This is a genomic window from Streptomyces olivaceoviridis (genome assembly GCF_014650115.1).
GTDB classification, from domain to species: Bacteria; Actinomycetota; Actinomycetes; order Streptomycetales; family Streptomycetaceae; genus Streptomyces; species Streptomyces olivaceoviridis.
Genome location: NZ_BMUI01000007.1, coordinates 17,773 through 43,741, shown reverse-complemented (window position 1 = coordinate 43,741; position 25,969 = coordinate 17,773). Strand labels below are relative to the sequence as shown.

Annotated in this window: 22 protein-coding genes; 11 read left to right on the top strand and 11 right to left on the bottom strand. The window is 73.1% G+C overall.

All coding sequences use genetic code 11. The features are described from left to right. Nucleotides 1–93: 93 nt before the first annotated feature. A complete protein-coding gene (ssgD, locus tag IE273_RS15475) occupies nt 94–510 on the bottom strand; it encodes a spore wall synthesis regulator SsgD (RefSeq protein WP_189815751.1) in 417 nt (138 codons plus the stop codon). Between the two features lie 235 nt (nt 511–745). On the opposite strand from ssgD, the gene IE273_RS15470 reads away from it, so the two are divergent. Together IE273_RS15470 and IE273_RS15465 are read left to right on the top strand one after the other, a co-directional pair. Next, nucleotides 746–1,948: a WD40/YVTN/BNR-like repeat-containing protein gene (locus tag IE273_RS15470; RefSeq protein WP_229887238.1), complete on the top strand. Its 1,203-nt coding sequence runs from the start codon at nt 746–748 to the stop codon at nt 1,946–1,948. A 75-nt stretch (nt 1,949–2,023) separates the two neighbouring features. Continuing rightward, nucleotides 2,024–2,362 carry a plasmid stabilization protein gene (locus IE273_RS15465; RefSeq protein ID WP_189815750.1) on the top strand — a complete coding sequence of 113 codons (339 nt, stop codon included), beginning with the start codon at nt 2,024–2,026 and terminating at the stop codon, nt 2,360–2,362. A 43-nt stretch (nt 2,363–2,405) separates the two neighbouring features. Here the strand turns inward: IE273_RS15465 and IE273_RS15460 are convergent, their stop codons facing one another. Beyond that, on the bottom strand, nt 2,406–2,702 hold the full coding sequence (locus tag IE273_RS15460; protein ID WP_189815749.1) for a YciI family protein: 297 nt from the start codon (nt 2,700–2,702) through the stop codon (nt 2,406–2,408). A 58-nt stretch (nt 2,703–2,760) separates the two neighbouring features. Here IE273_RS15460 and IE273_RS15455 point away from each other — a divergent pair, with 58 nt between their 5' ends. Beyond that, nucleotides 2,761–3,504, top strand: coding sequence for an endonuclease V (locus tag IE273_RS15455; RefSeq protein WP_189815748.1), 744 nt, complete (start codon nt 2,761–2,763; stop codon nt 3,502–3,504). 100 nt (nt 3,505–3,604) lie between these two features. Here the strand turns inward: IE273_RS15455 and IE273_RS15450 are convergent, their stop codons facing one another. Continuing rightward, nucleotides 3,605–4,783 carry a saccharopine dehydrogenase family protein gene (locus IE273_RS15450; protein ID WP_189815747.1) on the bottom strand — a complete coding sequence of 393 codons (1,179 nt, stop codon included), beginning with the start codon at nt 4,781–4,783 and terminating at the stop codon, nt 3,605–3,607. Between the two features lie 370 nt (nt 4,784–5,153). Between IE273_RS15450 and IE273_RS15445 the strand changes: the two genes are divergently transcribed. From IE273_RS15445 to IE273_RS15435, 3 genes are read left to right on the top strand one after another with little or no spacing between them, the layout of a single operon-like run. After that, nucleotides 5,154–6,320 (top strand): CaiB/BaiF CoA transferase family protein, encoded by a 1,167-nt coding sequence (locus IE273_RS15445; protein WP_189815746.1) that lies wholly within the window; start codon nt 5,154–5,156, stop codon nt 6,318–6,320. A gap of 43 nt (nt 6,321–6,363) precedes the next feature. Beyond that, nucleotides 6,364–7,578 (top strand): acetyl-CoA C-acetyltransferase, encoded by a 1,215-nt coding sequence (locus IE273_RS15440; RefSeq protein WP_189815745.1) that lies wholly within the window; start codon nt 6,364–6,366, stop codon nt 7,576–7,578. Between the two features lie 49 nt (nt 7,579–7,627). Further along, nucleotides 7,628–9,805, top strand: a complete 2,178-nt coding sequence (locus IE273_RS15435) for a 3-hydroxyacyl-CoA dehydrogenase NAD-binding domain-containing protein (protein ID WP_189815744.1) — start codon at nt 7,628–7,630, stop codon at nt 9,803–9,805. A 6-nt stretch (nt 9,806–9,811) separates the two neighbouring features. Here the strand turns inward: IE273_RS15435 and IE273_RS15430 are convergent, their stop codons facing one another. Beyond that, on the bottom strand, nt 9,812–10,576 hold the full coding sequence (locus IE273_RS15430; RefSeq protein ID WP_189815743.1) for a MerR family transcriptional regulator: 765 nt from the start codon (nt 10,574–10,576) through the stop codon (nt 9,812–9,814). 221 nt (nt 10,577–10,797) lie between these two features. Here IE273_RS15430 and IE273_RS15425 point away from each other — a divergent pair, with 221 nt between their 5' ends. Together IE273_RS15425 and IE273_RS15420 are read left to right on the top strand one after the other, a co-directional pair. Further along, on the top strand, nt 10,798–12,264 hold the full coding sequence (locus tag IE273_RS15425) for an amino acid permease (RefSeq protein ID WP_189815742.1): 1,467 nt from the start codon (nt 10,798–10,800) through the stop codon (nt 12,262–12,264). A gap of 130 nt (nt 12,265–12,394) precedes the next feature. Then, entirely contained in the window at nt 12,395–13,312 is a 918-nt protein-coding gene (locus tag IE273_RS15420; RefSeq protein ID WP_189815741.1) for an adenosine kinase, read from the top strand. 31 nt (nt 13,313–13,343) lie between these two features. On the opposite strand, the gene IE273_RS15415 is transcribed toward IE273_RS15420, so the two are convergent. Next, on the bottom strand, nt 13,344–14,831 hold the full coding sequence (locus tag IE273_RS15415) for a M1 family metallopeptidase (RefSeq protein ID WP_189815740.1): 1,488 nt from the start codon (nt 14,829–14,831) through the stop codon (nt 13,344–13,346). 175 nt (nt 14,832–15,006) lie between these two features. On the opposite strand from IE273_RS15415, the gene IE273_RS15410 reads away from it, so the two are divergent. Then, nucleotides 15,007–16,956, top strand: coding sequence for a Xaa-Pro dipeptidyl-peptidase (locus tag IE273_RS15410; protein WP_189815739.1), 1,950 nt, complete (start codon nt 15,007–15,009; stop codon nt 16,954–16,956). 186 nt (nt 16,957–17,142) lie between these two features. Here IE273_RS15410 and IE273_RS15405 read toward each other — a convergent pair whose 3' ends face one another. Beyond that, nucleotides 17,143–18,057: an FAD-dependent oxidoreductase gene (locus IE273_RS15405; protein ID WP_189816018.1), complete on the bottom strand. Its 915-nt coding sequence runs from the start codon at nt 18,055–18,057 to the stop codon at nt 17,143–17,145. A gap of 137 nt (nt 18,058–18,194) precedes the next feature. On the opposite strand from IE273_RS15405, the gene IE273_RS15400 reads away from it, so the two are divergent. Next, nucleotides 18,195–19,835, top strand: coding sequence for an ABC-F family ATP-binding cassette domain-containing protein (locus tag IE273_RS15400; protein ID WP_189815738.1), 1,641 nt, complete (start codon nt 18,195–18,197; stop codon nt 19,833–19,835). A gap of 126 nt (nt 19,836–19,961) precedes the next feature. Here IE273_RS15400 and IE273_RS15395 read toward each other — a convergent pair whose 3' ends face one another. From IE273_RS15395 to IE273_RS15390, 3 genes are all read right to left on the bottom strand, one after another. Then, nucleotides 19,962–22,343 (bottom strand): Tex family protein, encoded by a 2,382-nt coding sequence (locus IE273_RS15395; protein ID WP_189815737.1) that lies wholly within the window; start codon nt 22,341–22,343, stop codon nt 19,962–19,964. A gap of 102 nt (nt 22,344–22,445) precedes the next feature. Further along, a complete protein-coding gene (locus IE273_RS44690; RefSeq protein WP_268257506.1) occupies nt 22,446–22,577 on the bottom strand; it encodes an LPFR motif small protein in 132 nt (43 codons plus the stop codon). Nucleotides 22,578–22,721: 144 nt separating this feature from the next. Continuing rightward, nucleotides 22,722–23,477: an enoyl-CoA hydratase/isomerase family protein gene (locus IE273_RS15390; RefSeq protein WP_189815736.1), complete on the bottom strand. Its 756-nt coding sequence runs from the start codon at nt 23,475–23,477 to the stop codon at nt 22,722–22,724. Nucleotides 23,478–23,690: 213 nt separating this feature from the next. Here IE273_RS15390 and IE273_RS15385 point away from each other — a divergent pair, with 213 nt between their 5' ends. Beyond that, the gene (locus tag IE273_RS15385) at nt 23,691–24,185 is read left to right on the top strand and encodes an ATP-binding protein (protein ID WP_189816017.1); all 495 of its coding nucleotides are present in this window, start codon (nt 23,691–23,693) and stop codon (nt 24,183–24,185) included. A gap of 52 nt (nt 24,186–24,237) precedes the next feature. On the opposite strand, the gene idi is transcribed toward IE273_RS15385, so the two are convergent. Both idi and IE273_RS15375 read right to left on the bottom strand, forming a co-directional pair. After that, nucleotides 24,238–24,831, bottom strand: a complete 594-nt coding sequence (idi, locus tag IE273_RS15380; protein WP_189815735.1) for an isopentenyl-diphosphate Delta-isomerase — start codon at nt 24,829–24,831, stop codon at nt 24,238–24,240. Nucleotides 24,832–25,006: 175 nt separating this feature from the next. After that, entirely contained in the window at nt 25,007–25,948 is a 942-nt protein-coding gene (locus tag IE273_RS15375; RefSeq protein ID WP_189815734.1) for a cation diffusion facilitator family transporter, read from the bottom strand. Nucleotides 25,949–25,969: the final 21 nt, after the last annotated feature.

Below are 25,969 nucleotides of genomic sequence, written 5' to 3'. Positions count from 1 at the left end.
AACCGCTGTACACGGTAGGAAGAGCGGGAAGCGCTGTCAACGTGATTATTCGCCGCGCCGCCCCACGCGCGCGTGGCGTTCACCGCCCGCCACTCAGCAGGCGTCCCGCATCAGCTCGGCCAGGTCGTGGTCGAGGTCGAACTGGAGGTGTTCCAGGCCGACGGGGACCAGGTCGCTGGTCGCCTCCAGGAACCGCCGGATCTCACCCGAGCGCACGTGCACGATCGCGGTGCCCTCCGGGGCGTGGAACTCCAGCACCGTGCGGTCGTACCCGTACGGCCGAACCCGGACGTCACCGTGGCCCTCGGGGCCCTTGAGTCCGGCCGTGAGCAGTTCGCGGGAGAAGGTCCAGCACACCTCGACGCCCTCCAGCGTGGCCGGGGCCGGGAACGTCATGCGGACGGCGAACGGGTCGCGCCGGTCGTAGCGCAGCGTGGCGGGAATGCTCGGCATGCGCGGTGCGGCGGCGACGAGACGGGCCTCTACGGGCTGCTCGATGACGGTGGACAACGCCTTGCTCCCTCGTGACGGATGGACTGCGCCCGGGTGTGCGGCACCCGGCACTGGAAGAGACGACGGAAACGGCCGATGCGTGCACACGGGGAACGAGTGACCTCGGTCACCGCGTTCATGCGCGGGGAACGTACGGCCGTTCCCGCCCGTCGGCCGCGCGGGGCACGGCAGCCCACTGGACGGGGCCGGGGGAGTGCGGCTAGCTTCGCCCGCCATGAGGCGCTTGGGGAGCATGCGACGCAGGGGACGGACGAGCCGGCTGGTGGCGGCGGGAGTGGCGTGCGGGGCGGCGCTCGCCGCCCTGACGGTCCCGGCGGCCGAGGCCCGTCCGCTCGCCCACGGCACCACCGGCCGGGCGAGCGCGGGGCAGCCGGTCCCGGACACGGAACACGCGAACCGGGCGGCCGAGGCCTCCGGCGCGGGAAGCGCGCACGGGGCGGCGAAGGACTCCGGCACGGCAGGCGTGCACTGGGCGGCGAAGGACTCCGGGACGCCGCGCGTCCGCTTCCGGGGCCTCGCGGCCGTCGACCGGCGCACCGCCTGGCTGGCCGGCACCGAAGGCACGGTGCTGCGCACCACGGACGGCGGCACGAGCTGGCGGAACGTCTCGCCTCCCGGGGCGTCCGGCCTCCAGTTCCGGGACGTGACGGCGTTCGACGCCCGGCGCGCGGTGGTGCTCGCCATCGGCGAGGGCGAGGCCTCCCGCGTCTACCGCACCGACGACGGCGGTACGACCTGGACGGAGTCCTTCCGCAACACCGACCCGAAGGCCTTCTACGACTGCCTCGCCTTCTTCGACCGCCGCCACGGCCTCGCCCTGGGCGACCCCGTGGACGGGAGGTTCCGCGTCCTGTCCACCGCCGACGGCGGACGTTCCTGGCACGTGCTGCCCGCGGACGGCATGCCGCCCGCGCTGGACGGCGAGGCGGGTTTCGCCGCGAGCGGCCAGTGCCTCGTCACCGCCGGCCCGAAGGACGTCTGGCTGGCCACCGGCGGCGGCGCCCACGCGCGCGTGCTGCACTCCGCCGACCGCGGGCTCACCTGGACGGCCGCCGACACGCCGGTCCCCGCGGGCGACCCGGCCAAGGGCGTCTTCGCGCTGGCCTTCCGCGACCGCACCCACGGCATCGCGGTCGGCGGCGACTACCGCCCCGACGAGCCCTCGCCGCAGGCCGCCGCGGTCACCGCCGACGGCGGACGCACCTGGCGCCCCGCCACCACCCCGCCACCCGCGTACCGCTCCGGCGCCGCCTGGCTCCCGCACAGCCGCACCGCCGCGCTGGCCGTCGGCCCGACCGGCACCGACCTGACCACCGACGGCGGCCGTAGCTGGCGGACGATCGACACCGGCTCCTACGACACCGTCACCTGCACCCCCGACCTGAGCTGCTGGGCGGCGGGCGAGCAGGGACGGGTGGCACGGCTCGAACGGTGAGGCACGGTCGGACCGGTGAGGTAAGCGCGACAGAACGCGGGTACTCGTTCCCCGCCGCAAAGGAAGGGAGCGATCATGCCAGCCGGTTCCAGCCCCAAGCGTGAGCGTCAGTACGAGCACATCAAGAAGAGCGCGCAGGACCGGGGCGAGAGCACCGGGCGTGCCGAGGAGATCGCCGCGCGGACGGTGAACAAGGAACGCGCCCGCTCCGGCGAGTCCAAGACCGCCAGCCGCAGCTCGACGCAGGACATGTCGTCGAGCAAGCGTGGCGGTCAGCGGTCGGGCAACCGGGTCGGCTCGCACGGCCCGACCCGCGACCAGCTGTACAACGAGGCGAGGCAGCGCGGCATCGAAGGCCGTTCGCACATGAACAAGGACGAACTCCAGCGCGCGCTGAACGCCAAGAAGGGCTGACGGCCCGCCAGGCCCGACGCCCGAGGAGGTCGACAGACCGACGTCAGTCGAGTGTCTGCCGGTGGTGCGCCAGTTCCGGGGCCGTCTTCGTGGCGATGAACTCCGTGACGCGGTAGGCGCACACACCGGCGACGGTGAACGGGTCGCCCGCGACGATCTCGTCGATGTGGGCGCGGTCCCCCGCGACGGCCAGGATCACCCCGCCGTCGCGGGGGTTCTTGCGTCCCGAGGCCAGGAAGTGACCCTTCTCGTACTGCTCCTCCAGCCAGGCCACGTGGTCCGGCAGGACGGCGTCCACGGCATCGAGCGGCGCGGTGTAGGTCAGCTCCAGGACGAACATGATCACGAGCCTACCCCGCCCGGCCGGCGGTCCGCGGCGGGACGTACAGTCACCCGGCATGACGATCGTCGGCGTACCCGCGGGCTGGCCCGCGACCGAGGACGAGGCCCGCGCCGTACAGGACGAGCTGCGCGGGCGGGTGGTGCTGGACGAGCCCGGACCACCGCCCGGGACGGGCCTGGTCACGGGGGTCGACGTCGCCTACGACGACGGCCTGGACCTGGTCGCGGCGGCGGCCGTCGTGCTGGACGCCGCCACCCTGGACGTCGTGGCGGAGGCGACTGCCGTCGGCCGGGTCTCCTTCCCGTACGTGCCCGGCCTCCTCGCCTTCCGTGAGATCCCCACCGTCCGCGCCGCCCTGGACCGGCTGCCGTGCCCGCCCGGACTGGTGGTGTGCGACGGCTACGGCCTGGCCCACCCGCGCCGCTTCGGCCTGGCGAGCCACCTGGGCGTGCTCACGGACCTGCCGACCGTCGGGGTCGCCAAGAACCCGTTCACCTTCGCGTACGACGACCCGGAGCCGGCCCGGGGCGGCTGGGCGTCGCTGCTCGCCGGGACGGAGGAGGTCGGGCGCGCGCTGCGCACCCGGGACGGCGTCAAGCCGGTGTTCGTCTCGGTCGGCCACCGGGTGAGCCTCGACAACGCCGTGGCGCACACCCTGGCACTGACCCCGCGGTACCGGCTGCCGGAGACCACCCGCCGGGCGGACGCCCTGTGCCGACGCGCGCTGCGCGAGGCGGCACAGGGCCTGACCGGCGGCGGGGATCAGGGCCCGACGACGCGCCGGGCGCCGTCCTCCTGACGCTCCGCGTCGCGCGCGGACTCCACGACCGTTCCGCCTCCTCGCCCTCGTCCGGCACGTCGCCCCCGTCCACGACGACGGCGGTGACGGGCGGCTGCCGCTAGCGTCGCGCCGCCACCCGGAAGGTGATCCCCGCCGCCCGCAGCCGCTCGGTCAGGGCGTCGCCCATCGCCTGGGCCGTGGTGACCTGGCCCGCCGTCGGCGGCAGGTCGTCGAACGCCAGGCACAGGGCCGCCTCGGCGAACATCTTCGCCGTCTCGTCGTACCCGGGGTCGCCGCCCGCGACCTCGGTGAGCACGCGCCGGCCGCCGCCCTCGCCGACGAACCGCACGGAGAACCAGCTCTCCGCCCGCTTCCGGGCGCTCGGTCCGTCACCCGGCTTGAGCCGGTCCGACAGCCAGCGCCGGACGGGCGGCAGCTGGGCGGCTGCGGCCACCGCGCCGACGGCCGCGACCCCGCCGAGGGCGACCGGCAGGCGCCGCACGGCCGCGTAGTGCCGGTAGCGGAAGTCCGGGCCGTACCGCTCCAGCGCCCGTGCCGAACGGCGCACGATCCGCGGGTCGATGGTGGGCAGCGGCAGCGCCCACGCGCCGACCTCCGCCGCGTACCTCGGCGTGCCCGCCGGCGCCGTCACCCGGCGGCCCGGCAGTCGCGGCTCGTGCCGGGCCCGCTCGCGCGCCGCGGCCAGCATCCGTCGTCCGCGGGCCATCTGGTTCAGCGCCGAGGCGAGGGTGCCGCCGGAGAAGGCCGCGTCGGCGGTCACATAGCCGTCCACGGTCAGCGGCACGCCCTCGGGGAGCTGCCGGACCGTGAAGTACGCGCCCAGGTCGTGCGGCACCGAGTCGAAACCGCAGGCGTGCACCAGGCGCGCGCCCGTCTCCCGCGCGCGTGCGTCGTGCCGGACGTACATCAGGTCCACGAACTCGGGCTCGCCGGTGAGGTCCAGGTAGTCGGCGCCGGTGTCGGCGCAGGCGGCGACGAGTTCCTCGCCGTACAGGACGTACGGACCCACGGTCGTGGCGACCACGCGCGCGTGCTCGGCGAGGGCGCGCAGCGTGGCCGGTTCGGTGACGTCGGCCCGCAGCACAGCGACGTCCGCGCCGCCGGGCAGGTCCTCGCGCAGCCGCTCCAGCCGCCCCTCGTCGCGGCCGGCGACCGCCCAGCGCAGGTCCCGTGGCGCGTGCGCGGCGAGATAGTGGGCCGTGAGCGTGCCGACGAAGCCCGTGGCTCCGAAGAGCACGAGGTCGTACGGCCGATCCGTCCTGCTCATCCTGCTCATGACACCCCTTGGTCCGTGCGGCCGTCGCGCAGCCCGCGCCGCTGTCGGTGGCCGAGGCTAGCGTGAGGAGTGCGGAGCCCCACGACCAGCCCGGAGGCAGCGGTGGCCGTAGCCAGGAATGCCGTGAAGAAGCGGGAGAAACCGCCCCGGGCCCGGGTGCGGGGACCGGGGGCGCGGACCACGTGACGGTCCCGCCACGCCCGCCGCCGCGGAGGGTCCGGCGGAGCGCCGGTCACTCTCCCGGGTGATCGTCGGCTCGACGGGCACTTGGCTAAGCGCTTGCTCGTTCAGGTCTTGTGTCCGGTGGAACGCGTTCTTAGCATCACCGGTGTTACATCATTGGTGTCATACACGCCTGGGGGCTGGACGGATGACAACGGCAGGGACGCCGACGCCGGGCGACGGCCCGCTTCGCGGCGTGCGCGTGGTCGAGCTGGCCGGCATCGGCCCGGGGCCGTTCGCCGCCATGCTGCTGGCCGACCTGGGTGCCGACGTGGTCCGGGTGGACCGTCCGGGCGGGCCGGGCCTCGCGATCGACCCGGCGTTCGACGTCACCAACCGCAACAAGCGCTCGATCGTGGTCGACCTGAAGGCACCGGACGGCCCCGCGCGCGTCCTGGACCTCGCCGAGCGGGCCGACATCCTCGTCGAGGGCTACCGCCCCGGCGTCGCCGAGCGGCTCGGCATCGGCCCCGAGGACTGCCACGCCCGCAACCCCCGCCTGGTGTACGGACGCATGACCGGCTGGGGCCAGGACGGCCCGCTCGCCCAGCGCGCCGGCCACGACATCGCCTACATCGCGCTCACCGGCACCCTCGGCATGATCGGCCGCCCGGACGAACCCCCGGCGGTGCCCGCCAACCTCCTCGGGGACTACGCGGGCGGCTCCCTCTACCTGGTCGTCGGCGTCCTCGCCGCCCTGCACCACGCGCGCGCGACCGGCACCGGCCAGGTGGTCGACGCGGCCATCGTGGACGGCACGGCCCATCTGTCCGCGATGATCCACGGCATGCTCGCCGCCGGCGGCTGGCAGGACCGCCGCGCCGCCAACCTCCTGGACGGCGGCTGTCCCTACTACGGCACCTACGAGACCGCCGACGGCGGGTACATGGCGGTGGGCGCCCTGGAGGGCAAGTTCTACGCCGACTTCCTGCGCCTGCTCGGCCTGGACGACCTGGCGCCCGCCCGCAAGGACTGGACCCGATGGGGCGAGCTGCGCGAACGGATCGCCGCCGCCTTCAAGTCCCGCACCCGGGCGGAGTGGACGGCCGTCTTCGCGGACACCGACGCCTGTGTGGCGCCCGTGCTCAGCCTGCGCGAGGCGCCGGCCCACCCGCACCTGGCCGCGCGCGGCACCTTCACCGACCACGGCGGCATCACCCAGCCCGCCCCCGCCCCCCGCTTCTCCGCGACCCCCACCGCCGTCCGCACCGGCCCCGCCCGGCCCGGCGCGGACACCGCCGCGGTCGCCCGGGACTGGGGCCTGCCGGCACCCCCGACCGACGACCCCGACGACCGGGTCACCGACGGCGGCTGACCCCGCCCACCCCGCTCGGCCCACCCTCCCGAAAGGCACACCAGTGAGCACCGAAGCGTACGTGTACGACGCGATCCGCACCCCGCGCGGGCGCGGCAAGGCGAACGGCGCCCTGCACGGCACGAAGCCCATCGACCTGGTCGTCGGCCTCATCCACGAGATCCGCGCCCGCTTCCCCGGCCTCGACCCGGCCGCCATCGACGACATCGTGCTCGGCGTCGTCGGCCCCGTCGGCGACCAGGGCTCGGACATCGCCCGGATCGCCGCCCTCGCCGCCGGACTGCCCGACACGGTCGCGGGCGTCCAGGAGAACCGCTTCTGTGCCTCCGGTCTGGAGGCCGTCAACCTGGCCGCCGCGAAGGTCCGCGCGGGCTGGGAGGACCTGGTCCTCGCCGGTGGTGTCGAGTCCATGTCCCGGGTCCCGATGGCCTCGGACGGCGGTGCCTGGTTCAACGACCCGATGACCAACCTCGCCGTCAACTTCGTGCCGCAGGGCATCGGCGCCGACCTCATCGCCACCATCGAGGGCTTCTCCCGCCGGGACGTCGACGAGTACGCGGCCCTGTCCCAGGAGCGCGCCGCCACCGCCTGGAAGGAGGGCCGCTTCGAGAAGTCCGTGGTCCCCGTCAAGGACCGCACCGGCCTGGTCGTCCTCGACCACGACGAGCACATGCGCCCCGGCACCACCGCCGACTCCCTGGCCAAGCTGAAGCCCTCCTTCGCGGACATCGGCGACCTGGGCGGCTTCGACGCCGTGGCCCTCCAGAAGTACCACTGGGTGGAGAAGATCGACCACGTCCACCACGCCGGCAACTCGTCCGGGATCGTGGACGGCGCCTCGCTCGTCGCGATCGGCTCCCAGGAGGTCGGCGAGCGCTACGGTCTCACCCCCCGCGCACGGATCGTCGCCGCGGCCGTCTCCGGTTCCGAGCCGACCATCATGCTCACCGGGCCCGCCCCCGCCACCCGCAAGGCCCTGGCGAAGGCCGGTCTCACCATCGACGACATCGACCTGGTCGAGATCAACGAGGCGTTCGCCGCGGTCGTGCTGCGCTTCGTGAAGGACATGGGCCTGTCCCTGGACAAGGTCAACGTCAACGGCGGAGCCATCGCCCTCGGCCACCCGCTCGGCGCCACCGGCGCCATGATCCTCGGCTCGCTCGTCGACGAACTGGAGCGCCAGGACAAGCGCTACGGCCTCGCCACCCTCTGCGTCGGCGGCGGCATGGGCATCGCCACCATCGTCGAACGCGTCTGAACTCCCCGCGGAACCAAGCGCCCCGAAGACTTCTACGGAGACGACTGTCATGACCGAGAGCACCACCATCCGCTGGGAGCAGGACGACACCGGTGTCGTCACCCTCGTCCTGGACGACCCGAACCAGTCCGCGAACACCATGAACCAGGCGTTCCGCGACTCCCTCGCCGTGATCACCGACCGGCTGGAGGCGGAGCGGGAGAACATCCGCGGCATCATCCTCACCTCCGCGAAGAAGACCTTCTTCGCGGGCGGCGACCTGCGCGACCTGATCCGGGTCACGCCCGAGACCGCACAGGAGCTGTTCGACGGCGGCCTCGCCATCAAGCGCGACCTGCGCCGCATCGAGACCCTCGGCAAGCCGGTCGTCGCCGCCATCAACGGCGCGGCCCTCGGCGGCGGGTACGAACTGGCCCTCGCCTGCCACCACCGGGTCGCCCTGGACACCCCCGGCACCAGGATCGGCTGTCCCGAGGTCACCCTCGGCCTGCTCCCCGGCGGCGGCGGAGTCGTGCGTACCGTGCGACTGCTGGGCATCGCGGACGCCCTGCTGAAGGTGCTCCTCCAGGGCCGGCAGTACAACGCGCGGCGCGCCCAGGAGAACGGCCTCGTCCACGAGGTCGCCGCCACCCCCGAGGAACTGCTCGCCAAGGCCCGGGCCTTCATCGACGCGAACCCCGAGTCCCGGCAGCCCTGGGACAAGCCGGGCTACCGGATCCCCGGCGGCACCCCGGCCAACCCGAAGTTCGCCGCGAACCTGCCCGCCTTCCCGGCCAACCTGCGCAAGCAGACGGGCGGCGCCCCCTACCCGGCGCCGCGCAACATCCTCGCCGCCGCCGTCGAGGGCTCCCAGGTCGACTTCGAGACCGCCCAGGTCATCGAGGCCCGCTACTTCGTGGAACTGGCCGCCGGGCAGACCTCGAAGAACATGATCCAGGCATTCTTCTTCGACCTCCAGGCGGTCAACTCCGGCGCCAACCGCCCGGGGGGCGTCGAGCCCCGCCAGGTCCGCAGGGTGGCCGTCCTCGGCGCCGGCATGATGGGCGCCGGCATCGCCTACGCGTGCGCCCGCGCGGGCATCGACGTCCTCCTCAAGGACGTCTCCCTGGAAGCGGCCGTCAAGGGCAAGGGCTACTCCGAGCAGCTGTGCGCCAAGGCCGTCGCCAAGGGCCGTACCAGCCAGGAGAAGGCGGACGCGCTGCTCGCCCGGATCACCCCCACCGCCGAGGTGGCCGACCTCGCCGGCTGTGACGCGGTCATCGAGGCCGTGTTCGAGGACACCGCCCTCAAGCACAAGGTGTTCCAGGAGATCGAGGCCGTCGTCGCCCCCGACGCGCTGCTGTGCTCCAACACCTCCACGCTGCCCATCACCACCCTCGCCGAGGGCGTGCAGCGCCAGACCGACTTCATCGGACTGCACTTCTTCTCGCCGGTCGACAAGATGCCGCTGGTCGAGATCATCAAGGGCGAGCGCACCGGCGAGGAGACCCTCGCCCGCGCCTTCGACCTGGTCCGGCAGATCAACAAGACGCCGATCGTCGTCAACGACTCCCGCGGCTTCTTCACCTCCCGGGTGATCGGCCACTTCATCAACGAGGGCGTCGCCATGGTCGGCGAGGGCGTCGAACCCGCCTCCGTGGAGCAGGCCGCCGCCCAGGCCGGCTACCCGGCCAAGGTGCTGTCCCTCATGGACGAGCTGACCCTCACCCTCCCGCGCAAGATCCGGGGCGAGACCAGGCGGGCCGTGGAGGAGGCCGGCGGCACCTGGACGGCGCACCCGGCGGAGGCGGTCATCGACCGCATGGTCGACGAGTTCGGCCGCACCGGCCGCAGCGGTGGCGCCGGCTTCTACGACTACACCGAGGACGGCAAGCGGGCCGGGCTCTGGCCGGGCCTGCGCGAGCACTTCACCAGGCCCGGGTACGAGATCCCGTTCCGGGACATGCAGGAGCGCATGCTCTTCGCCGAGGCGCTCGACACCGTACGCCTCCTCGAAGAGGGCGTCCTGACCTCCGTCGCCGACGCCAACATCGGCTCGATCCTCGGCATCGGCTTCCCCGGCTGGACCGGCGGTGTGCTCCAGTACATCAACGGTTACGAAGGGGGCCTGCCCGGATTCGTGGCCCGCGCGCGGGAGCTGGCCGAGCGGTACGGCGAGCGGTTCGCCCCGCCCGCGCTGCTCGTGGCGAAGGCCGGGAGCGGGGAGACGTTCACCGACGCCCGCTGACGCGCCTCAGCCGGACGGCGTGCCCCGGGACCCCGCTTCCGGGGCCGCCGTGCCCCCGGACGGGGTCTCCCGGTCCGCCGCGCCGTCCAGCCACTGGCGCAGCTCCTCCTTCAGCGACCGCTGGAAGGTGGTGAGCAGCGCCTGCACCACGAGCGGGTGCATATGGGCCGACAGCGACTTCACGTCCCGTGTGTCGCGTTCGGCGACGGCCTGCCGCAGCAGGTCCGACAGCTCGTGGGCCGCCGCGCGCGCGTGGCCGGTCAGAACGGTCCGGGCGGCCAGGATGGTCTCCTGCGACAGCGGTACGTCGAGGAGCCGCACCGCGAGCCGCAGCAGACCGCAGTCCACGCGGAAGGACTCCCCGTCCCGCGCCACGACGTTCATCGCGGCCAGCCGGTCCACGTCCTCCCCGGCCAGCCGGCGCCCCGCCCGCCGCTCCAGCTCCGCGCGGGACACGGTCTCGACGGTGTCCGGCGCCCAGGAGGCGACCACCGCCCGGTGGATCGCCAGATCGTGCGGACCGAGGTCGGCCGGCAGCTGCCGCAGATGCCGTTCGATCGCCGCGAGGGTCATGCCCTGGTGCTGCATCTCCTCGATCAGCTCCAGCCGGGCCAGGTGCTCCCGGCCGTAGTGGCCGACCCGGCGCGGGCCGATGACCGGCGGCGGCAGCAGCCCCTTGGTGCCGTAGAAGCGGACTGTGCGCACCGTGACGCCCGCCCGCGCGGCCAGCTCGTCGATCGTCAGGGTGGGCTCGCCGGTGTCGGTCGTCATGTGCAGCAGTATCGCTGTCTCACCAATGGTGTGAAACCCGGGGCGAGACCGTGAGGACCGTGTGAGAAGAACCGCTGTGTGACCTGGACCATCGCATGCCGGACGGTCTGCCTGGGAAGCTGCTGGCTTGGTCTGTACCGCGGCACGAGGGTGGTGCGGGCCGAGACCTGCACGTACCCCGGGCCCATGAGGGCCGGGCGCACCAGGAAGTGAAACCACCCGTGAGCAAGGAAGCTGTGGAATCGGCTCAGGCCACCACCCACCCCCAGGTGGCCCGGACGCCCGCGGACGCGGGCGACGCCGGTTACAGCAAGGACCTCAAGGCCCGCCACATCAACATGATCGCCATCGGCGGCGCCATCGGCACCGGCCTCTTCCTGGGCGCCGGCGGACGCCTGCACAACGCGGGACCGGCGCTCGCCCTGGCCTACCTGGTCTGCGGTGTCTTCGCGTTCTTCGTCGTCCGGGCCCTGGGCGAGCTGGTCCTGTACCGGCCCTCCTCCGGCTCCTTCGTGTCGTACGCGCGCGAGTTCCTCGGCGAGAAGGGCGCCTATGTCGCCGGCTGGATGTACTTCCTGAACTGGTCGACCACCGGCATCGCCGACATCACCGCGATCGCGCTCTATACGCACTACTGGAGCATGTTCACGTCCATCCCGCAGTGGGTGCTGGCGCTGATCGCCCTCGCGGTCGTCCTCGCCGTGAACCTGATCTCGGTGAAGATCTTCGGCGAGATGGAGTTCTGGTTCGCGATCATCAAGGTCGCCACCCTCGTGGGCTTCATGCTGATCGGCATCTTCCTGCTGGCGACCCAGCACGACGTCGACGGCAGCAAGCCGGGCCTCGGGGTCATCACCGACCACGGCGGTGTCTTCCCGCACGGCCTGATGCCGGTCGTCCTGGTCATGCAGGGCGTGATCTTCGCGTACGCCGCCCTGGAACTGGTCGGCGTGGCCGCCGGCGAGACCGCCGAGCCGGAGAAGGTGGTCCCGCGCGCGGTGAACTCGATCATGTGGCGGGTGGGTCTGTTCTACGTCGGCTCGGTCGTGCTCCTCGCCCTGCTGCTGCCCGGCTCGGTGTACTCCGCCGACCAGAGCCCGTTCGTGACCGTGCTGTCCAAGATCGGCGTCCCGGCGGCCGGTGACGTGATGAACCTGGTCGTGCTGACCGCCGCCATGTCCTCGCTCAACTCCGGCCTGTACTCCACCGGCCGCATCCTGCGCTCGATGGCCATGGCCGGCTCGGCGCCGAAGTTCACGGCCCGCATGAACCGCAGCCAGGTGCCCTACGGCGGCATCCTGCTGACCTGCGCGGTCTGCGTGCTCGGTGTCGGCCTGAACTACCTGGTCCCCAGCCAGGCCTTCGAGATCGTGCTGAACGTCGCCTCGCTCGGCATCATCAGCACCTGGGTGATCATCATGGTCTGCCACCTGGTCTTCGTCCGCCGCGCCCGCGCGGGCCTGGTGACCCGGCCGCACTTCCAGCTGAAGTTCAGCCCGGTCACGGAGATCGCCACCGTGGTGTTCCTGCTGGTCTGCCTCGGCATGATGTGGAACGACGCCGAGGTCGGCCGCAGGACCCTGCTCCTCGTCCCGGTGATCGCCGTCATGCTGGTCGCCGGCTGGTTCGGCGTCCGCCGCCGGGTGGCGGACAGCACCGGCCAGGAGCTGACCGAGCTGTCGAAGTAGCGGTCCGGCGCCACTGTCAGTGGCATCGCGTACGGTGGCGTCGTACCGGAGATCACGCGGCTCCGGCAGGACGCCACCGTGCCGTCGGGGGGGCGTCCCGGAGGGGGCGCGCGGAGGGGGAGGACGCGGGATGACCGGGCGAACGGACACGACCGACGTACTGGTGCTGGGCGGGGCCGGTGTGGACACCGTCATCCCGGTCCCCGAGCTTCCCCTGCCGTACGCCGACAGCTACATGATCGACTCGGGGATCCGCACCCGCGCGGGCCAGACCGGCGACTTCGTCGCCCTCGGACTGGCCAGGCTCGGCCTGCGCACCCACCACCTCGACCTGCTCGGCGACGACCCCGAGGGCGACCTCGTGCGCGCCCTGCACCGCGAGCACGGCATCGCCCTCACCGCCCTGCCCCAGCCGGCCGGCACCAAGCGCGCGGTCAATCTCGTCGGCCCGGACGGCCGCCGGCTGTCCCTGTACGACACCAGCCGTGCCCACCCCGACGACCGCTTCCCCGAGGCCCGCCTGCGCGCGCTGGCCGCCGCCAGCCGGCATGTGCACGTGACCATCACCCAGCCCTGCGCCCACGCCCTGCCGGTCCTGCGCGAGACGGGCCTGCCGCTCTCCACCGACCTGCACGACTGGGACGGCGAGAACCCGTACCACGAGCCGTTCGCGTTCGCGGCCGACGTCGTCTTCCTGTCGGCCGCGAACCTGACCGACCCCGAGCGGACCATGCGGCGTATCGCCGAGCGCGGGCGGGCCGGGACCGTCGTCGCCACCGCCGGGGCGGAGGGCGCCCTGCTGCTGGCCGACGGCGAGCTGACCCGGATACCGGCGGTGACCCCGTCCGCGCCGGTGGTCGACTCCAACGGCGCGGGCGACGCCTTCGCCGCCGCGTTCCTCTACGGCCGGCTGAGCGGCGAGCCACCCCGGCGATGCGCCCGGTACGGCGCGGTCGCGGGCGCCTACGCGTGCACCGTCCCGGCCGCCCGCGCGGACGCGATAGGCCGGGACGAGCTGCTGCGAGAGGCGTCGGAACCGAGCCGCTGAGGCGCCGGGGCGCCGGGCCCGCGGGCCCGGCTCAGTGCCCGTGGACGGCGTTCGTCGCCTCGATCTTCTTCCAGGACTTCGGCCGCTCCACCGCCGTACCCGTCTTCGCCAGGCCCCGGACCGCCGGCGACGCCGGCTTCTCCGGCTGGAACAGCCAGGTGTCGAACAGCGCGGCCAGCGGCTTGCCGGACACCCGCTCGGCGTACTTCTGGAAGTCGGCGACCGAGGCGTTGCCGTAGGCGTGCTCCTTCGGCCAACCCTTCAGGATCGCGAAGAAGGCGTCGTCACCGATCTCGTTGCGCAGCGCCTGGATGGCGAGGGCACCCCGGTCGTAGACGGCGGCACCGAACTGCTCGTCCGGGCCCGGGTCGCCGGGCTTCACCGTCCAGAAGGCGTCGTCGGCCGGGTGCGAGGCGTAGACGTAGTCGGCGAGTTCCTGCGTGGTGCCCTCGCCCTCGTGCTCGGACCACAGCCACTGCGCGTACCGGGCGAAGCCCTCGTTGATCCAGATGTCCTTCCAGCCCTTGACCGACACGTCGTCGCCGTACCACTGGTGGGCCAGCTCGTGCACGACCACCGAGGTGTTGGAGCCGTTCGCGAACTGACGCGGGCTGTAGTAGACGCGGGTCTGCGTCTCCAGCGCGTAGCCGGTGGTGGTGTTCGGCACGTAGCCGCCCGCCGAAGCGAACGGATACGGTCCGAAGTAGTCGCTCAGCCAGTCCACGATCTCACCGGTGCGCTCCACGCTGGCCCGAGCGGCCCCGTCGTTGTCGCCGAGGTCCTTGCTGTAGGCGTTGATGACGGGCACGCCGCCGTCGGAGGTGCTGGTGGTGATGTCGAACCGGCCGAGCGCGAGCGTGGCCAGATAGGTCGCCTGCGGCTTGTTCTGCCGCCAGTTGTAGCGGGTCCAGCCCAGCTTCGAACTGGTCGACTGGAGCGTGCCGTTGGAGATGGCCTGGGTGCCGTCCGGCACGGCCACCGACACGTCGTAGGTGGCCTTGTCGCTCGGGTGGTCGTTGCTCGGGAACCACCACCAGGCGGCCTCGGGCTCGTCGGCGGCCACCGCGCCGTCCGGCGTGCGGTGCCAGGTGGAGAAGCCGTAGGCGCTCTTCGTCGACGGGACCCCGCTGTAGCGGACCACGACCGTGATCGCGGTGCCCTTGGCCAGCGGCGTCTTGGGGGTGACGACCAGTTCGTGCTGGCCGGACGTCGTGAAGGACGCCTTGGCGCCGTTGACCCGCACCTCGCTCACGTCCAGCAGGAAGTCCAGGTCGAAGCTGGACAGGTCCTGGGTGGTCTTCGCCAGGATCGTCGCCGTGCCCTGCAACTCGTCCGTCTTCGGCTGGTACTGGAGCCTCAGGTCGTAGTGCGCGACGTCGTAGCCGCCGTTGCCGTAGTACGGGTAGTAGGGGTCGCCGATGCCCGGTGCGCCGGGGGAGTAACTCGCGGCCGATGCCGGGATCGCCAGCAGGAGGGAGGCCGCCGCGAGCGCGCCCGGTGCGATGATTCTGCGGTGCACGTCAGCTCCAAGTCGTAGGGACGGTGCGTCCGTTCGGAGATCAGTTCGGATCCTATTCAGTCCCTGTGGCCACTGACCTGTCCATGGCCCCTTCTGTCACACGATCGCCATTCAGCCGTCACGCGCACCGGAAAGCCTTCTTCTGTAAGGGCGTTGACGGGGGTACCGTCCGCGCATGCCGAAACGCACGCGCTCCACGATCCGGAGAACGCTCGTCACCGCTGCCGTCGCCGCCCTGACGGCCACCTTCCTCACCCCGGCCGCCGCCCGGGCCGCCGCGCCGCAGGAGAGCAGACCCGTCTACTCCTACGCCGACGCCGTGCGCGAGTCCGTGTGGGTGGACACCGGCCTCGACGAGGACGGCGACGGACGGACCGACCGCGTCGCCGCCGACATCGTCCGGCCCGCCGAACCCGCCCGGCAGGGCCGCAAGGTACCGGTCGTCATGGACGCCAGCCCCTACTACTCCTGCTGCGGGCGCGGCAACGAGAGCCAGCGCAAGACGTACGACGCCCAGGGCCACGTCGTGCAGATGCCGCTGTTCTACGACAACTACTTCGTGCCCCGCGGTTACGCCTTCGTCGGCGTCGACCTCGCCGGCACCAACCGCTCCGACGGCTGCGTCGACGTCGGCGGCCGGTCCGACATCCTGTCCGCGAAGGCCGTGGTCGACTGGCTGAACGGCCGCGCCCGGGCCTACACCAGCCGTACGGGCGGCACCCCGGTGACGGCCGGCTGGACCAACGGCAGAACCGGCATGATCGGCAAGAGCTGGGACGGCACCATCGCCAACGGCGTCGCCGCCACCGGCGTCAAGGGCCTGAGGACGATCGTCCCGATCAGCGCGATCTCCTCCTGGTACGACTACTACTTCGCGCAGGGCGCCCCGCTCTACGAGGGCGGCCCCGACGAACTGGCCGGCTACGTCGAGAGCGCCGACGCGCAGGCCCACTGCGCGGCCGTGCGGCAGAAGCTCGCCGACGGCAGCCCGCGCAGCGGCGACCGGACCCCGCTGTGGACCGAGCGGGACTACGTCAAGGACGCGGCGAAGGTGCGCGCCAGCGTGTTCCTGGTGCACGGCATGCAGGACCTCAACGTCCGCACCAAGCACTTCGGCCAGTGGTGGGACGCCCTCGCCCGGCACGGTGTGGAGCGCAAGATCTGGCTCTCCCAGACCGGGCACGTCGACCCCTTCGACTACCGGCGCGGCGCCTGGGTCGACACCCTGCACCGCTGGTTCGACCACGAACTCCTCGGCTACGACAACGGCATCGACCGCGAGCCGATGGCCGACATCGAACGCCACCCCGACCAGTGGGTCACCTCCGCCGCCTGGCCCCCGCGCGGCACCCGCACCGCCGTCCTGCACCCGGCCGCCGGCGGCCAGGCCGGCGTCGGCACCCTCGGCCCGCGTCCGGGCACCGGCACCGAGAGCTTCACGGACGACCCGGCGCTGAGCGAGACCGACTGGGCCGCGCACCTCACCACGGCCACACCCGAGAAGGCAGGCTTCCTCACGGCGCCGCTCACCCGGGACCTGCGCCTGTCCGGCTCCTCCACGGTCACGGTCACCGCGACCCCGACGACCGGCTCCGCCCATCTGTCCGCCGTGCTGGTCGACGTCGGCCCGGACACCATCCGCGACTACGCCGACCGCGCCGAGGGCATCACCACCCTCACCGAGCGCAGCTGCTGGGGCGGGAGCACGGCCGGGGACAGCGCCTGCTTCAAGGAGACCGCGGCGAAGACGGCCGCCGTCGACTACACCGTGGTCAGCCGGGGCTGGGCCGACCTCGGCCACTACGCCTGGCCGGCCCGGGGCGTGCCGCTGACGCCGGGCAGGGCGTACGCCATCACCCTGGACCTCGCGGCCACCGACCACGTCGTCCCCGCGGGGCACCGGCTGGCCCTGATCGTCGCCGGGACGGACAAGGACCTCATCGACCCTCCGGCCGGCCGGCCGACGCTCACCGTGGACCTGTCCCGCACGACGGCGACGGTGCCGTTGGTGGGCGGCGCGGGGGCGTTCGTCCGGGCCACGTCAGGCAGCACCGGGGCGCCCGCGCCGAGGGTTCTGGACGGCGTCGGGGCACCGGGTACCGTCCGGCACGTTCCGGTGGGCTGACGTTTCCGCCACCGCGGCCCACCGCGGCCCACCGCGGCACCGGTCCGGGGGCGCCTGGTCCTCCGGTCCGGCCGCGGGTCGTCGTGGGCCGGTCGCGCGGTTCCCCGCGCCCCTTGGGGGGTGCGGTGCCGCGCGTCCGAACGCTCGGGGCCGGGGATCCCACCTCGGCCCCTGCCGACCGCCGGCTCAGGTCGTCGGGAACGCCAGACCGGCCGCCTCCCTCGCGCAGCCCCACGCCACCGTGACGCCGGCGCCGCCGTGGCCGTAGTCGTGCACCAGGACGCGGCCGTCCGGGAGGGGCTGCCGCTCCAGCCGTACCGCCTCCCGGGCCGGCCGTAGCCCCACCCGGTGCGCGAGGACCCGCGCGCCGGCGATCTCCGGCCGGACTGCCGCGCAGCGGGCGACGATCGCCTCGGCCGTGGCCGGGTCCGGCTCCAGGGACCAGTCGTCCTCCTCGGCCGTGCCGCCCAGGAGCAGCCGGCCCGGCTGCGGGATGAAGTACGCGGACGCGGCCGAGGCGTGGTCGACCGAGGTGAACCAGCTCGTGAGGCCCGGGTTCTCCACCACGACCAGTTGCCCGCGCACCGGCCGCACCGTCGGGTCCGGCACCAGGGAGCGGGCCCCGAGCCCCGTGCAGTTGACCACCACGGGGGCGGGCACGGCGGCCAGGTCGGTCACCTCGCGGACCTCCACCGTGCCTCCCGCGTCCGCCAGGCGCTGCCGCAGCCAGGCCAGATGCACCGGCATGTCGATCACCGGCAGCCGTGCCGCCAGCCCCTCGGCCACCGCCCGCAGCCCCGGCACCCGGCCCGCCCACGGGCCCAGCTCGTCCAGCCGGGCCCCGTGGTGCACCCCGTCGACCAGACGCACCCCCGTCTCCTCCGGCCGGTCCGCCAGCTCCTCGTACACCGTCAGGGATTCCAGCGCCCACGCGCCCGCCAGCGGCTCCGGTTCGATGCGGTACGGCCACCACAGACCGCCGGCGACCGCCGAGGTCGTCCGCTCGGCCGGCTCCCGCGCCCACACCCGCACGCGCCGGCCCGACTCGGCCAGCAGCACGGCCGTCGTCAGCCCGGCGATCCCGCTCCCGACCACGATCACTTCGTCACTCGGCTCAGTGTCCACGCCAGGACGATAGGTCCTGCGCGGCCGGCTCCGTCAGCCCGGGGCCCGTCCCGGCGGCCGGGGGGAAAACGTGGCGGGGACGCGCGTGTGCCGCCATTAGGATCGGCGTCCTGATGACTGCCACCCTCGTTGCCAAGAACCTCGCCGCCGGACATGGCGACCGCTCCCTGTTCTCCGGGCTCGACCTGGTCGTCGCGCCCGGCGACGTGATCGGGCTGGTCGGTGCCAACGGCGCGGGAAAGTCGACCCTGCTGCGGATGCTCGCCGGACTCACCCGGCCCGAGCAGGGCGAACTGCGGCTGTCCCCGCCGGCCGCGACCGTCGGCCACCTGCCGCAGGAGCCGGAGCGCCGGCCGGGGGAGACCGTCCGGGAGTTCCTTGCCCGCCGCACCGGGGTCGCCGAGGCCCAGCGGGCCATGGACGAGGCCACCCAGGCGCTGGTCGACGGCGCGCCCGGCGCCGACGACGCCTACGCCGCCGCCCTGGAACGCTGGCTCGGTCTGGGCGGCGCCGACCTGGAGGAGCGCGCGGAGGAGGTCGCCGACTCCCTCGGCCTCGCCGTGGACCTGGACCAGCCGATGACCGCCCTCTCCGGCGGCCAGGCGGCCCGCGCCGGCCTCGCCTCCCTGCTGCTGTCCCGCTACGACGTCTTCCTCCTGGACGAGCCCACCAACGACCTCGATCTCGACGGCCTGGAGCGTCTGGAACGGTTCGTCACCGGACTGCGCGCGGGCACGGTCGTCGTCAGCCACGACCGCGAGTTCCTCACCCGCACGGTCACCAAGGTGCTCGAACTCGACCTCGCCCAGCGGCAGATCAACCTCTACGGCGGCGGTTACGACGCCTACCTGGAGGAGCGCGAGGTGGCCCGCCGGCACGCCCGCGAGGAATACGAGGAGTACGCCGACAAGAAGGCGGCGTTGCAGGACCGCGCCCAGATGCAGCGCGCCTGGATGGACAAGGGCGTGAAGAACGCCCGCCGCAAGGCCGGCAACGACAACGACAAGATCGGCCGCAAGTTCCGCAGCGAGGCCAGCGAGAAGCAGGCCGCCAAGGCCCGGCAGACCCAGCGCATGATCGAGCGCCTGGACGCGGTGGAGGAGCCGCGCAAGGAGTGGGAGCTGCGGATGGAGATCGCGTCCGCGCCGCGCTCGGGCGCGGTCGTGGCGACGCTGCGGGACGCCGAGGTCCGGCGCGGCGGCTTCACCTTCGGCCCGGTCTCGTTGCAGATCGACTGGGGGGACCGGATCGCGGTGACCGGGGCCAACGGATCCGGGAAGTCCACACTGCTCGGCGCGCTGCTGGGCCGCGTCCCGCTCGACTCCGGGCACGCGGCCCTCGGCTCCGGGGTCCTGGTCGGCGAGGTCGACCAGGCCCGGGGGCTGTTCCACGGCCCCGAGACCCTGCTCGACGCGTTCTGCGCCGCCGTCCCCGACACCGAACCGGCGGAGGTCCGCACCCTCCTGGCCAAGTTCGGCCTGAAGGCCGGCCATGTGCTGCGCCCGGCCGCCACCCTCTCCCCGGGCGAACGCACCCGCGCCGCGCTCGCCCTGCTCCAGGGCCGGGGCGTCAACCTCCTCGTCCTGGACGAGCCGACGAACCACCTCGACCTGCCGGCCATCGAGCAGCTGGAGTCGGCCCTCGACGGCTACACGGGCACCCTCCTGCTGGTCACCCACGACCGGCGCATGCTGGACGCGGTCCGGGTGACCCGCCGCCTGGAGGTGGCCGACGGGAAGGTGACGGAGCGCTAGGTCCCGTCGCCGCGCGGCAGACGGGAGTTGGACGACAGGGCCTCGGGCGGCCGGTGGCGCGCGACGCCGGCCGGGGCGTGCGGGGTGGGACCGGGCGGCTCGGCCCGCCCGGTCCCACCCCGTCCGTCAGCGCTTCTTCGGGTCCAGCAGGCCCGCGCGGCGCAGTGCGTCCGCCATCGCGCTGTTGCCCGGTGCCGGGGCCTGCCGGCCGCCGCGGTCACCGCCGCCGCGGCCCTGCCGCTGGCCGCCGCCCTGCCGCTGCTGCGGCGGACGGGCACCGCCGCGCTGCTGCCGGCCGCCGCCCTGGCCCTGCGGGGCGGCCTCGTCGTCCAGGCGCAGCGTCAGCGCGATCCGCTTGCGCGGGATGTCGACGTCCAGGACCTTCACCTTGACGATGTCGCCGGGCTTCACGACATCGCGCGGGTCCTTGACGAACGACTTCGACATCGCCGACACGTGCACCAGACCGTCCTGGTGGACACCGACGTCCACGAACGCGCCGAAGGCGGCGACGTTGGTGACCACGCCCTCCAGGACCATCCCGGCGGACAGGTCGGAGATCTTCTCCACGCCCTCCTTGAAGGTGGCCGTCCGGAACGCGGGACGGGGGTCGCGGCCCGGCTTCTCCAGTTCCTTGAGGATGTCGGTGACCGTCGGCAGACCGAAGGTGTCGTCCACGAAGTCGGCCGGCCGCAGCGAGCGCAGCACGCCCGTGTTGCCGACGAGGGACGCCACCTCCTGGCCCGTGGTCTTCACCATGCGGCGCACCACCGGGTACGCCTCGGGGTGCACGCTGGAGGCGTCCAGCGGGTCGTCGCCGCCGCGGATGCGCAGGAAGCCCGCGCACTGCTCGTACGCCTTGGGGCCGAGCCGCGCCACCTTCTTCAGCGCCGCACGGGAGGTGAAGGGGCCGTTCTGGTCCCGGTGCGCGACGATGTTCTCCGCCAGGCCGGACGAGATGCCCGACACCCGTGCGAGGAGCGGCACGGACGCCGTGTTGACGTCCACGCCGACGCCGTTCACACAGTCCTCCACGACCGCGTCCAGCGACCGGGACAGCTTCACCTCGGACAGGTCGTGCTGGTACTGGCCGACGCCGATCGACTTCGGGTCGATCTTCACCAGCTCGGCCAGCGGGTCCTGCAAGCGCCGGGCGATGGAGACCGCGCCGCGCAGCGACACGTCCATGTCCGGCAGCTCCTGCGAGGCGTACGGCGACGCGGAGTACACCGACGCGCCCGCCTCGGACACCATCACCTTGGTGAGCTTCAGCTCCGGGTGCTTCGTGATGAGGTCACCGGCGAGCTTGTCGGTCTCGCGGGACGCCGTGCCGTTGCCGATGGCGATCAGCTCGACCGCGTGCTCCTTCGCGAGCCGCGCCAGCTTGGCGAGCGCCTCGTCCCACTTGTTGGCCGGGACGTGCGGGTAGACCACGTCCGTGGCGACGACCTTGCCGGTCGCGTCGACCACGGCGACCTTCACGCCCGTGCGGAAACCGGGGTCCAGGCCGAGCGTCGCACGGGTGCCGGCCGGGGCGGCCAGCAGCAGGTCCCGCAGGTTCGCCGCGAACACGTTGACCGCCTCGTCCTCGGCGGCCGTGCGCAGCCGCAGGCGCAGGTCGATCCCGAGGTGGACCAGGACGCGGGTGCGCCAGGCCCAGCGGACCGTGTCCCTCAGCCACTTGTCGGCCGGGCGGCCCCGGTCGGCGATCCCGAACCTCGACGCGATGATCCCCTCGTACGAGGACGGGCCCTCGGTGGCCTCCTCCGGCTCCAGGACGAGGTCCAGGACCTCCTCCTTCTCCCCGCGCAGCATCGCCAGGATCCGGTGCGAGGGAAGCTCGGTGAACGGCTCCGCGAAGTCGAAGTAGTCGGCGAACTTGGCGCCCGCCTCCTCCTTGCCCTGCCGCACCTTCGCGGCCAGCCGCCCGCGCACCCACATGCGCTCGCGCAGCTCGCCGATCAGGTCGGCGTCCTCGGAGAACCGCTCCGTGAGGATCGCCCGCGCGCCCTCCAGCGCGGCCTGCGGATCGGCGACGCCCTTGTCGGCGTCCACGAACGCGGCGGCAGCCGCCAGCGGTTCGACCGCCGGGTCGCCCAGCAGCCCCTCCGCCAGCGGCTCCAGGCCCGCCTCACGGGCGATCTGCGCCTTGGTGCGCCGCTTGGGCTTGTAGGGGAGGTAGATGTCCTCCAGACGCGCCTTCGTCTCGGCGCCGAGGATCCGCGCCCGCAGCTCCTCGGTGAGCTTGCCCTGCTCCCGCACCGATTCCAGGATCGCGGTCCGCCGCTCCTCCAGCTCCCGCAGATAGCGCAGCCGCTCCTCGATCGTGCGCAGCTGCGCGTCGTCGAGCATCTCGGTCGCTTCCTTGCGGTAGCGAGCGATGAAGGGCACGGTCGAACCGCCGTCGAGCAGTTCCACCGCGGCCTTCACCTGCCGCTCCCGTACGCCGAGCTCCTCGGCGATCCTGCCTTCGATGGACCCTGCTCCGAGGGACCCGGGTGTCGTCACGATCCCGTACCGCCTTCTCCACTGAGGTTGCGCGGCAATTGTGGCAGGTGACACGGACAACCGGGGATCAGGGCGGCTCCCGGCGGGGCGCCGGGCCCGGCGTCAGGCCCGGCTCCCCCGCGCGGAGGACGAAGCTCCGCCGAACAACCGGGCGAGCGCCCGGAAGGGCAGCGTCACCACCGTGGCGATGGCGCCGCCGATCTGCCGCAGTACGTCTGCGAGGGCACGGAACACGGGACGGTCTCCTCTCGTCGCGGGCTGTCCTCGCCCCGGGTACCTCCGAACGGCGCGGGAAACCCGGGGCGGCACGCGGAAACCCCGGACGCCACCGGAGAAGGCACCCGCGCCTCGTCGAGAAGGGGCGTGCCGCGAGCCGCCTCACCCTGACGCGGACACGCTCCAGGTGAAGCGCGGCTGCCGGCGTTCGAGGAACGCGGCGACTCCCTCCGCCACATCGCCGCTGCCGCGCGCCTGGGCGGCCCAGTGGGCGTCACGGTCGGTGTGGCCGGCGGCGAACTCCTTGGCGGCGGCCTGGGTGAGCTGCGAACGGGACACCAGGACCCGGGTCAGCTCCGCGACCCGCTTGTCCAGTTCCCCCTCGGGCAGCACCTCGTCCACCAGGCCGGTGCGCAGTGCCCGCCCGGCGTCGATCAACTCGGCCGTGAAGAGCAGGTACTTGGCCGTGGCCGGGCCGACCAGGGACACCAGCCGGCGGGTCGAGGAGGCCGGATAGACGATACCGAGCCGCGCCGGCGTCACCCCGAACAGCGCTCCCTCCTCCGCCAGCCGCAGGTCACAGGCCGCCGCGAGCTGCGCCCCGCCGCCCACGCAGTGGCCGCGCACCGCGGCGACGGTCGGCTTGGGGAACGCGGCCAGGGCCTCCTCGGCGGCCACCGCGAGGGCCGGTGGCTCCTCCGGCGCGTCCCGGAGCGTGGAGATGTCGGCACCCGCGCAGAAGGTCCCGCCCGCACCGGTGAGCACCAGCGCGCGGACGCCGGGGTCACGGGCCAGCGCGTCCAGCAGCGGGGGGAGGGCCCGCCACATCGCCGTCGTCATGGCGTTGCGCTTGGCGGGATGACGGATCACCAGCGTGGCGACGGAGTCGGTGACCTGGTGGGACAGCTGGGGCTCCATGCGGGGGATGGTAGCGCCGGCCTCCGACAACCCGACTAGTTCGCGAACCGGCGCCCGGGGAGCAGGAACAGTCCCGACCGGGACCAGGTCATGCGGAGTCGGTCAGAAACCGTTCGATACCTGCCGACTTGTGTTCAGGCATCCGGACCGGAGCGGATCGTTACCAACACTCGACGTGTGGTGACAATCGAGCGCGAGGGTGGCGACCGGACGATGGACAACCACGGGCGCGAGGACGGCCCGCGCCCAGCGGGGGGCGGCGACGGGCCGCCGGATCCACTGCCGTACGAAGGCGTCTGGCGGTTCACCGCGGCCGCGGTGGACGCCTCGGTTCCGCAGGCCCGGCACGCGGTGCGGGACCTGCTGCTGCGCCAGGGGGTGCCGGTCTCCGACGACCTGGTGCACGGGCTGCTGCTGATCGTCTCCGAGCTGGTCACCAACGCGGTCCGGCACGCGGCGCTGCTGTCGCCGGTGCTGGCCGTGGAGGTGGCCGTCGGAGCCGAGTGGGTGCGGGTGTCCGTGGAGGACAACCACCCCTACCGGCCGACGGCTCTTGAGGCCGACCACGGCCGGACCGGCGGCCGGGGGCTCCTCCTGGTCCGCGAGGTGGCGCGGGAGGCGGGCGGAGTGGTCGACGTGGAGCACACCGCGAGCGGCGGCAAGGTGATCTGGGCCGCGCTCCCGCTCAAGCCCCCCTCACTGCCGTAGCGCCTGCCGGCCGCCCCCTGCCGGCCACGGGACCGTCACACCGCCGTGGCGGCTACCAGCCGGCGGACGGGCCCGTCAGTTCCCTGATCGCCGGGCGGGCGGCGTCCAGGACGGTCATGAACCAGGACGAGAACGGGTCCCGGGCGTGCCGCTCGGCCAGCTCGGCCGCCGTCACGAAGGCGACCTGGGCGACCTCCTCCGGGTCCGGCCCGAGCGACGCCTGCACCAGGCCGACGAACAGATGGTTGAACTCCTGCTCCACCAGGCCGGAGGCGGGGTCCGGGTGGTGGTAACGGACCGTGCCGGCCTCCGCGAGCAGCGACGGCGACACGCCCAGCTCCTCGTACGTGCGCCGGGCCGCCGCCGCGAACGGCGCCTCGCCCGGGTACGGGTGACCGCAGCAGGTGTTGGACCACACGCCGGGGGAGTGGTACTTGCCGAGCGCCCGCTGCTGGAGCAGCAGCCGGCCCTGCTCGTCGAAGAGGAACACCGAGAACGCCCGGTGCAACTGCCCGGGCGGCTGATGGGCGGCGAGCTTCTCCGCCGTGCCGATCGTCACACCCTTCTCGTCGACCAGTTCCAGCAAAATCGCCTCTGCGGTGCCCTCCGACGAACTGTGCGTCGCGGTGGCAGGTGTGATCGGCATACCCATCCTTCGCCTCGGTCCTCGCACCCCAAGTCTGCCGTACGAATCCGGCACTCCCGGCACGTCCGCACGTCCGCGCGCGGCGCGGCACCGGGAGCCGGACCCGGTAGATCATCGTGCCCGGAGCGGGCCGCGGGGAACCGTCCGGGGGCGCGCCGAACGGCAGTGCGCACGGTCAGTGGCACAGCCGCGCTTCGTGCTCCGCGTGCCCGCCCGGCTCCAGCTGGAAGGTGCAGTGCTCCACGTCGAAGTGGTCGCCCAGGCAGCCCTGGAGTTCGTGCAGGATCTTCTCGTGCCCGATGGCGTTCAGCACCTCGGAGCTGACCACCACGTGCGCCGACAGCACCGGCATGCCCGAGGTGATCGTCCAGGCGTGCAGGTCGTGGACGTCCTCCACGCCGTCGAGGGCCAGGATGTGCGTCCGCACGTCCGCCATGTCGACGCCCTTGGGGGCCGCCTCCAGCAGCACGTCCAGCGTCTCGCGCAGCAGCTTCAGCGTCCGCGGCACGATCATCAGCCCGATGACCAGCGAGGCCACCGGGTCCGCCGCCTGCCAGCCGGTGGCCAGGATCACCGCGGCCGAGATCAGCACCGCCACCGAGCCCAGCGCGTCCGCCGCCACCTCCAGGAAGGCGCCGCGCACGTTCAGGCTCTCCTTCTGCCCGCGCATCAGCAGCACCAGCGAGATGGAGTTCGCCACCAGGCCGATCAGACCGAACACGACCATCAGGCCGCCCCGGGTCTGCGCGGGCTCCATGAACCGCTGGACCGCCTCGTACAGGACGTACCCGCCGACACCGAGCAGCAGCAGACAGTTGGCCAGGGCCGCGAGGATCTCGGCGCGGGCGTAGCCGTAGGTGCGGTTGGTGCTCGCCGGGCGGTTCGCGAAGTGCACGGCGAGCAGGGCCATGCCGAGGCCCACCGCGTCGGTCGCCATGTGCGCCGCGTCCGCGATCAGCGCGAGCGAGTCCGCGATCAGGCCGCCGGCGATCTCGACGACCATCACCGTGAGCGTGATGCCCAGCGCGATCCTCAGCCGGCCCCGGTACGCGGCCGTGGCCGTACCCGTGGCCGGCGCGTGGGAGTGCGCGTGCCCGTGGTCGTGCCCTGCCCCCATGACTACCGCCTTCCATGTGGC

Bases quoted from the DNA above. Each gene is read 5' to 3' on its own strand.
- IE273_RS15470 (WP_229887238.1), top strand. From the start codon at position 746: ATGCGACGCAGGGGACGGACGAGCCGGCTGGTGGCGGCGGGAGTGGCG.
- IE273_RS15465 (WP_189815750.1), top strand. From the start codon at position 2,024: ATGCCAGCCGGTTCCAGCCCCAAGCGTGAGCGTCAGTACGAGCACATC.
- IE273_RS15460 (WP_189815749.1), bottom strand. From the start codon at position 2,702: ATGTTCGTCCTGGAGCTGACCTACACCGCGCCGCTCGATGCCGTGGAC.
- IE273_RS15455 (WP_189815748.1), top strand. From the start codon at position 2,761: ATGACGATCGTCGGCGTACCCGCGGGCTGGCCCGCGACCGAGGACGAG.
- IE273_RS15450 (WP_189815747.1), bottom strand. From the start codon at position 4,783: ATGAGCAGGATGAGCAGGACGGATCGGCCGTACGACCTCGTGCTCTTC.
- IE273_RS15445 (WP_189815746.1), top strand. From the start codon at position 5,154: ATGACAACGGCAGGGACGCCGACGCCGGGCGACGGCCCGCTTCGCGGC.
- IE273_RS15435 (WP_189815744.1), top strand. From the start codon at position 7,628: ATGACCGAGAGCACCACCATCCGCTGGGAGCAGGACGACACCGGTGTC.
- IE273_RS15430 (WP_189815743.1), bottom strand. From the start codon at position 10,576: ATGACGACCGACACCGGCGAGCCCACCCTGACGATCGACGAGCTGGCC.
- IE273_RS15420 (WP_189815741.1), top strand. From the start codon at position 12,395: ATGACCGGGCGAACGGACACGACCGACGTACTGGTGCTGGGCGGGGCC.
- IE273_RS15410 (WP_189815739.1), top strand. From the start codon at position 15,007: ATGCCGAAACGCACGCGCTCCACGATCCGGAGAACGCTCGTCACCGCT.
- IE273_RS15400 (WP_189815738.1), top strand. From the start codon at position 18,195: ATGACTGCCACCCTCGTTGCCAAGAACCTCGCCGCCGGACATGGCGAC.
- IE273_RS15390 (WP_189815736.1), bottom strand. From the start codon at position 23,477: ATGGAGCCCCAGCTGTCCCACCAGGTCACCGACTCCGTCGCCACGCTG.
- IE273_RS15385 (WP_189816017.1), top strand. From the start codon at position 23,691: ATGGACAACCACGGGCGCGAGGACGGCCCGCGCCCAGCGGGGGGCGGC.
- idi (WP_189815735.1), bottom strand. From the start codon at position 24,831: ATGCCGATCACACCTGCCACCGCGACGCACAGTTCGTCGGAGGGCACC.
- IE273_RS15375 (WP_189815734.1), bottom strand. From the start codon at position 25,948: ATGGGGGCAGGGCACGACCACGGGCACGCGCACTCCCACGCGCCGGCC.